Raw genomic sequence first — 6,985 nt, 5'->3', positions numbered from 1 at the left:
ACAACGTCAACTCGTACAACCGCGTGAACCTCCGGGACTGGATCGCGGGGGAGTACGTGGGCTACGACACCGAGGACGGAACGCTCCCCGACTCCACCGACGAGTTCCACATCGCGCTCTCCGGTTCGGCCGAAGGGACCGGCATGTCGTGGGAGGAGGGGAGCGCGGTCCGGAGCGGGGGCAACGGGAAACAGTTCACGATCGCACACGACATGGTCGCCGCGCCCGAACACGTCCAGATCACGCCGAAGACCGAGGCCGCGATGGGCGAGTATCGGGTCGACGGCGACGGGGAAGCGATCACGATCACGTACCGGAACGCGCCAGCGAGCGGCACGGACAACCTCGGCTGGTACTACAGGGCGGCGCTGTAACGGACGTGACCGACGTGTCGTGACGGAACGGCACGGTCCGTGCCTCACCCGACGGAGCTCACTTTCGGGGTCGAGACGCGAATCGGGAACGAAGCGCTGCGAGCGGGACACGACGTGTCCGGACTGGACGTGCGGAGATGGAACAGGTTTTACTGGGGGGGATCACGATCTACGGGTAGCAATGAACGTCAGCGACTACGAACTCTACTACGTGCCGCCGGGATGGACGTTCCTGAAGCTCGTCACGAGCGACGGCACGGTCGGGTGGGGAGAGGCAACGCTCTCGAGCTATCCGTCCGCGGTAGAGGGGGCCGTTCGGGACCTGCTGGAGCGGACCGTCCTCGATATCGATACGGGTTCCGTCCGGGACATCTGGGAGGCGATGTACCGCGGGAGCTTCTACCGTGGCGGCCCCGTTCTGATGACCGCCATCGCGGGCATCGACCAGGCGCTCTGGGATATCAAGGGCAAGCAGTGTGACCTCCCGGTGTACGAACTGCTCGGCGGCGCTGTTCGGGAGTCGATCCCCGCGTACCAGTGGGTCCACGGGAAGAACCCGCGGTCGCCCCGCGGTGCCGATCCCGAATCGCTGGCCGAAGATGCCGCGGAGCAGGTGGCAGCCGGCTTCTCGACGCTCAAGCTCATGCCGCTCGAGGACACCGGGCACGTCGTTTCGGCGGACGACGTACGTCGGGCCGTCGAACGCCTCGACGCCGTACGGGAGGCAGTCGGTCCGTCCGTCGACGTCGCACTCGACTTCCACGGCCGCGTGTCGGCACCGGCCGCCAAACGGCTGGTCGACCGCATGGACGCGTACGACCCGCTGTTCGTCGAGGAACCGGTTCTCCCCGAACACACCGAGAGGCTCCCCGAGATCGCGGCGGCGACGACGACGCCGATCGCCGTCGGCGAACGGATCCACTCCCGCGAAGGGTTCAGTCGCGCCTTCGACGGGGGCGGTGTCGACGTCGCCCAGCCGGATCTCTCACACGTCGGCGGGATCACCGAAGCGGTCCGGATCGCCGAGCTGGCCGACGCACGCGACGTGGCGCTCGCTCCCCACTGTCCCCTCGGACCGATAGCGCTCGCGTCGTCGCTGCACGTCGACGCCGTCTCTCGAAACGCGACGGTACAGGAGCAGGTCATCCACAAGGAACGCCTTCGCGACGTCGACGCGTTCGACTACGTCGCGAACCCGGGAGCACTCGGCGTCACGGACGGCGCGTTCGATCTCCCCGAGGCGTCCGGTCTGGGAGTCGAACTCGACGAGGAGGTGTTGTGCGAACGCGCTCGCGAGAACCCGACCGAGAGCAGCCCCGTCTTCCGACGGTCGGACGGAAGCGTCGGCGAGACGTAGCGAACGGTCTCGTCGAATGCCACCGCCGTCCCGTTCCGGACGACGGGGGCGGGGTCTCCGTCGGGTGGAGCACGATCGGAACGAGCTCGCTACTCGAACTCCGGGATGACTTCGTCGGCGAACAGCTCCATTCCTCCCGTCTCGGGGAAATCGAGGAACATCAGCTGCAGCTTCCCGAACCCGAGATCCCTGATCCGCTCTATCTGCTCTCCGACCTGGGCGGGAGTGCCGATGAGCATGCTCCCCTTCTCACGGGCGTCTTCGGCGTCGTCCAGGCTGCTGTTCATGTCGGCCTCTTCGCCCCACGGGAGCGGGAATATCCGATCGACGTAGGCGTCCAGCTGTGCCTGGTCCTCGCAGACGAGGACGTGTGCGAGCCACGACCGGTCCACCGCTTCGGGGTCACGACCCTCCGATTCGAGGTAGTCGTCGAACTTCCGTACCTTGAACTCGATTGGCTTCCCGCGGGCCCGAGCGCTGATCTCCACGTTCCACTCGTCGGCGTGGCGGGCGACGAGGCGGAGCATGCGTGGGCCGGCACCACCGATCACGATCGGTGGGTGTGGCTCCTGCACCGGTTTCGGGTTGTTCAGTGCGTTCTCGATCCGGTAGTGCTCGCCACGGAACGTCGGTTCGTCGTCGGTGAACATCGTCTTGACGACCTGCACACCCTCATCGAGCATCTCGATCCGCGTGTCGACGTCGGGAAAGTCGAAGCCGTACGCAGCGTGTTCCGCCTCGTGCCAGCCGGCACCGAGACCGAGTCGGAGGTTCCCCTCCGAGAGAACGTCGACGGTCGTCGCCATCTTCGCCAGCAGGGCCGGGTTGCGGTACGTGATCGATCCCACGAGCGGCCCGAGCTCGACGTCGGTGGTGCGCTCGGCCAGCGCACTCAGCAGCGTCCACACCTCGTACTCCTCGGCCTTCGGACCGAGCATGAAGTGGTCCGGCACCCAGAGCCCTTCGAAGCCGGCATCGACGGTGGTGTCGACGCCCCGCATGATCGTCTCTCGCTCGACCGTCTCCAGCATCGGGGTATCGCGGTGAACGCCTGCACCGGCGTAACATTGTACCATCCAGTCGAACTGCATGGGCCCCCGTACACCACTGCGGGTGATAATACCCGGGGTGGGAGACCGTACCTTCTCGAGGACAGCACGGCCAGCACCGTTCTGCGAGTGAGAACGCGGCCCGGAAGCTCTCGCCCTGGGTCGGTGTCGTCAGACGACACCTCCGTGACGGAAACCCGGACGAGTGGCCGGACCGTGCCGATACTGGATGACTGGTCGCCTCTCGTGACCACCGTACCGAGGGACGATCTCGGACTTCGGACCCCGATGCTTTTAACCCAGGTGTCGCGTAGTGCGAAGAGTCGTGACCAGAACCGTCAAGGATCTCAGCGGCAGCGAGTGGCGAATGGAGAAGATGCGACCGGGAGAGGGGACCCGGCAGAACGTCCACGAGATACCGGCCGAGATGCAGGGGCCGATCACGAACTGGAACTGCGGCACCGTGCCCGGTGACGTCTACACCGATCTCCATCGGGCGGGAGAGCTCGAGGACCCCTACTTCGGACGGAACATGCAGAAGGCGAAGTGGGCTCAGGAGTACGAGTGGTGGTACGTCCGTCAGTTCAACCTCCCCGAGGGGATGGAGGGCAAGGAGATCCGCCTCGCCTTCGAAGGGGTCGACTACGGCTGTGAGGTCTGGCTCAACGGTCAGCGTCTGGGCGATCACGAGGGGATGTTCTCGGCGTTCGCCTTCGATGTAACCGAACTCGTGGAACACGAGAACTGGAAGCGGGGGTCGAACATGCTGATGGTGAAACTGAACCCCCCACCGAAGAACTACCGGAACGTCGCCGGCGGAAAGCCGAACTGGTCCGGGGACTACTTCACCGGGATCACCCCGTTCGGGATCTGGCGACCCGTTCTGATCGAGGCCACGGGCTCGGTTCGCGTCGACGACGTCCGGACCGCGTCCGCCGTCGAGGGCGACGACGCGGTCCTCACGGTCGACACCGAACTCCACAACCACGCCGATACCGAGCGGACCGTTCGCCTCGAATACGCTCTGGAGGGCGAAAACTTCGACTCGGAGCGATACGACGGGGCGGTGGAGGTCGACGTGCAGCCGGGCTCGAACGCGGCAACGGCCGAGATCCACGTTCCCGACGCCGACCTGTGGTGGCCGTGGGATATGGGCGAGCAGCACCTCTACGAACTGGACGTCCGTCTCGTGCGGGACGATGCCGTTCTGGACTCCGTCACCGAGGTCGTCGGCATCCGGGAGGTCGAGATGGCGACGAACCCCGGGCTGGCCGACGACGAGGTGGACAACCCGTGGACGTTCGTGATAAACGGCGAGGAGACCTTCCTTCGCTCCGCCTGCTGGGGCGGACAGCCGTCCTTCCTGTACGGTCGGAACAGCGACGAGAAGTACGAGGAACTGCTGGCGATGGCTCGGGACTGCAACATCAACAACCTCCGGATATTCGGCTGGCATCCCCCCGAGATCCCGAAGTTCTACGAACTCTGTGACCGACTGGGGATCACGGTCTGGACGAACTTCCCCTTCGCCACGCAGGTCTTCCGGGACGACGACGCGTTCGTCGACGCCGCCGTCGAGGAGTGCCTCGGCGTCGTCGAACAGCGGGACAACCATCCGTCGAACGTCTTCTGGATGGGCGGCGAAGAGGTGTTTTTCACGCAGGCCCACGCGGAGAGCAACAATCGCAACTTGATGGAGACCATCGGCGAGAACGTCACCGAGTACACGGCCGACCCGTACGGGCTGGCCTCGCCGATGGGCGACGAGATCGGACAGCGCATGGGGTTCAAGCCGATGGAACCCAAACACGCCAACGCCCACTACTACTCCGGAGGGCGGCTGTTCATGGAGGAGTACTACCCCTCGCTCGAGACCGCCATCGTGCCCGAGCTGACGGCCGCGTCCGCACCGTCGGTCGAGAGCCTCCGGAAGTTCATCCCCGAGGACGAGCTGTGGCCGATGGGGCTCAGCTGGGGCTATCACTGGGCGGATATAGACAATCTGAAAGGATTGAACATCGAGGTCTTCGGCGACACGCGCACCGAGTCCCTGGAGGAGTTCGTCGAGGCGACGCAGGTCGCCCAGGGGCGGATATTCCAGTTCGCCCTGGAGGAGTATCGGCGACGGAAACCGCGTACGAGCGGGGTCGCGCTCTGTCACTTCATCACGAACTGGCCGGACATCAAGTGGGGGATCGTCGACTACTACCGGGAGCAAAAGCGCTCGTACGACTACGTCAAGCGGTCCTACCAGCCGCTCCTGCCCAGTCTGAAGTTCACGCGACGGCGCTGGAAGCCGGGCGAGACCTTCGAGGCCGATCTCTGGATCGTCAACGACCTCCACGAGCGCTACCCGGCGGCGACCCTCCGATGGGAGATCTCTGACGATGAGGCGGTCGTGGCGAGCGGATCGCTGACGACCTCGGTCGATCCAAACTCCGCGCGGGACGTCGGTGACGTCGCCTGGACCCTCCCGCAGGAGATCGACGGCGAGTTCGCCGTCGAGCTGGAACTGCTCGCCGATGACGGCGAAACGATGTCCTCGAACCGATACACGCTGCTCGTCGGAGACCAGAAGGAGGCGAAACGTCGCGCGGAGAAGCACGCCGAGGAGAGCCGGGAGCGGATCGAGGAGCACGGTCGTCACTACCACCGCTACTTCCCGGACCAGTGGGAGGTGGAGTGACTCGGCGTCGGATACCCGCCCGTGGTGTGTCCATCGACGACTCGCAGCACACGACCGTCGATTTCATGTCGATCGAACCCCATCCTACGGCACCAACCGTTTCCAATGACCGACGACCCGCCCAACGTCCTGTTGATCGTCGCCGACGACCAGCGCTTCGACACGATCGGCGCGCTGGGCAACGAACGCATCGCGACACCGACCCTCGACGCGCTGGTTCGAGAGGGGTGTTCGTTCACGCACCACACGAACACGGGTGCGGACGGCGGTGCGGTCTGTGTCCCCGCCCGGTCGATGCTGCTGAGCGGACACTCCCTGTTTCAACTGGAGGGTCCGGGGGGGATGACCCGCTCTCACCCGACGCTCCCCGAGGCGTTCGGGCGGAGCGGGTATCGGACCTTCGGCACCGGGAAGTGGCACAACGGCCACGAGGCGTTCGATCGGTGTTTCGACGAGGGAAGGAACGTCTTCTTCGGCGGCATGGGCAACCACTGGAACGTGCCGGTTACCGACCGACACCCCGGTAAGGAGCATCCACAATCGAAGCCGACCCGAGGGTTCACCGGAACGGGATCCGTCTGGCCCCGCCACGAACGGTACGACGGACACGCCTCCGGAACGCATTCGAGCGAACTGTTCGCCGACACGACGATCGACTTCCTCGAAGAGCACCGCCGGACGGGGAACGAACGACCGTTTTTCGCGTACGTGGCGACGATGGCACCACACGACCCGCGGACCTGCCCCGGCGAGTTTCTGGCGATGTACGACCACGACGAGATCCCGCTTCCGGAGAACTTCGCCCCCGAACACCCCTTCGACATCGGGTGGCGCGGCAGGGACGAGCGCCTGGAGGACCACCCGCGTGAACCCGAGAAGATACGCCGGCACATCGCCGACTACTACGCGATGATCACCCATCTCGACGCGCAGCTCGGCCGCGTCTTCGACACCCTCGAACGGATCGGCGAGCGAGAGCACACCATCGTCGTCTTCACCGCCGACCACGGTCTCGCGGTCGGCCAGCACGGTCTCATGGGCAAACAGAACCTCTACGACCACAGCGTTCGCGTGCCGCTCGTCCTCGCCGGCCCCGGCGTGCCGGGAGCGGAACGCCGGGAGACACTCTCCTGTCACTACGACCTCTTCCCGACGCTGTGTGACCTCGCCGGTGTCGACGTCCCCGACGAGGTCGAGGGCGGATCGCTCGTCCCGACGTTCGACAGTCCCGATACGACGCTCAGAGAGCACGTCTTCCTCGCCTACGAGGACGTACAGCGCGCGATACGGGGCGAGCGGTACAAACTGATCGAGTATCGAACGGGCGAGGGTCGGACACAGCTGTTCGACCTCGAATCGGATCCGGCGGAGACGACGAACCTGGCCGAACGCGACGATCACGCCGCCGTGCGCGAACGGCTCCGCGAGCGGCTTCGTCGGGAACAGGCGGCGAAAAGCGATCCGCTGTCTGGAGGGTAGCCGTCCGCCCGGCGGAGTCGCTCGGCAGCCGGTTCCGTAA

General features: G+C 65.5%; 5 protein-coding genes. 4 read left to right on the top strand and 1 reads right to left on the bottom strand.

The features are described 5' to 3' along the window. Together TX76_RS18175 and dgoD are read left to right on the top strand one after the other, a co-directional pair. A partial coding sequence (locus tag TX76_RS18175) for a hypothetical protein (RefSeq protein WP_195156074.1) occupies positions 1–374 on the top strand: 374 nt, incomplete at its 5' end. A 181-nt stretch (positions 375–555) separates the two neighbouring features. Further along, entirely contained in the window at positions 556–1,731 is a 1,176-nt protein-coding gene (gene dgoD / locus TX76_RS14400) for a galactonate dehydratase (RefSeq protein ID WP_049903345.1), read from the top strand. A gap of 89 nt (positions 1,732–1,820) precedes the next feature. Here the strand turns inward: dgoD and TX76_RS14395 are convergent, their stop codons facing one another. Next, entirely contained in the window at positions 1,821–2,822 is a 1,002-nt protein-coding gene (locus tag TX76_RS14395) for a TIGR03560 family F420-dependent LLM class oxidoreductase (protein WP_049903344.1), read from the bottom strand. Between the two features lie 283 nt (positions 2,823–3,105). On the opposite strand from TX76_RS14395, the gene TX76_RS14390 reads away from it, so the two are divergent. Both TX76_RS14390 and TX76_RS14385 read left to right on the top strand, forming a co-directional pair. Then, on the top strand, positions 3,106–5,466 hold the full coding sequence (locus TX76_RS14390) for a glycoside hydrolase family 2 protein (protein ID WP_049903342.1): 2,361 nt from the start codon (positions 3,106–3,108) through the stop codon (positions 5,464–5,466). 105 nt (positions 5,467–5,571) lie between these two features. Next, positions 5,572–6,945 carry a sulfatase-like hydrolase/transferase gene (locus TX76_RS14385; protein WP_049903340.1) on the top strand — a complete coding sequence of 458 codons (1,374 nt, stop codon included), beginning with the start codon at positions 5,572–5,574 and terminating at the stop codon, positions 6,943–6,945. The last annotated feature ends 40 nt before the right edge of the window (positions 6,946–6,985 follow it).

The organism is Halococcus agarilyticus, assembly GCF_000334895.1.
Lineage (GTDB): Archaea > Halobacteriota > Halobacteria > Halobacteriales > Halococcaceae > Halococcus > Halococcus agarilyticus.
Note: the sequence above shows the minus strand (reverse complement) of the source record. Positions and strands in the feature narration are given on the sequence as shown.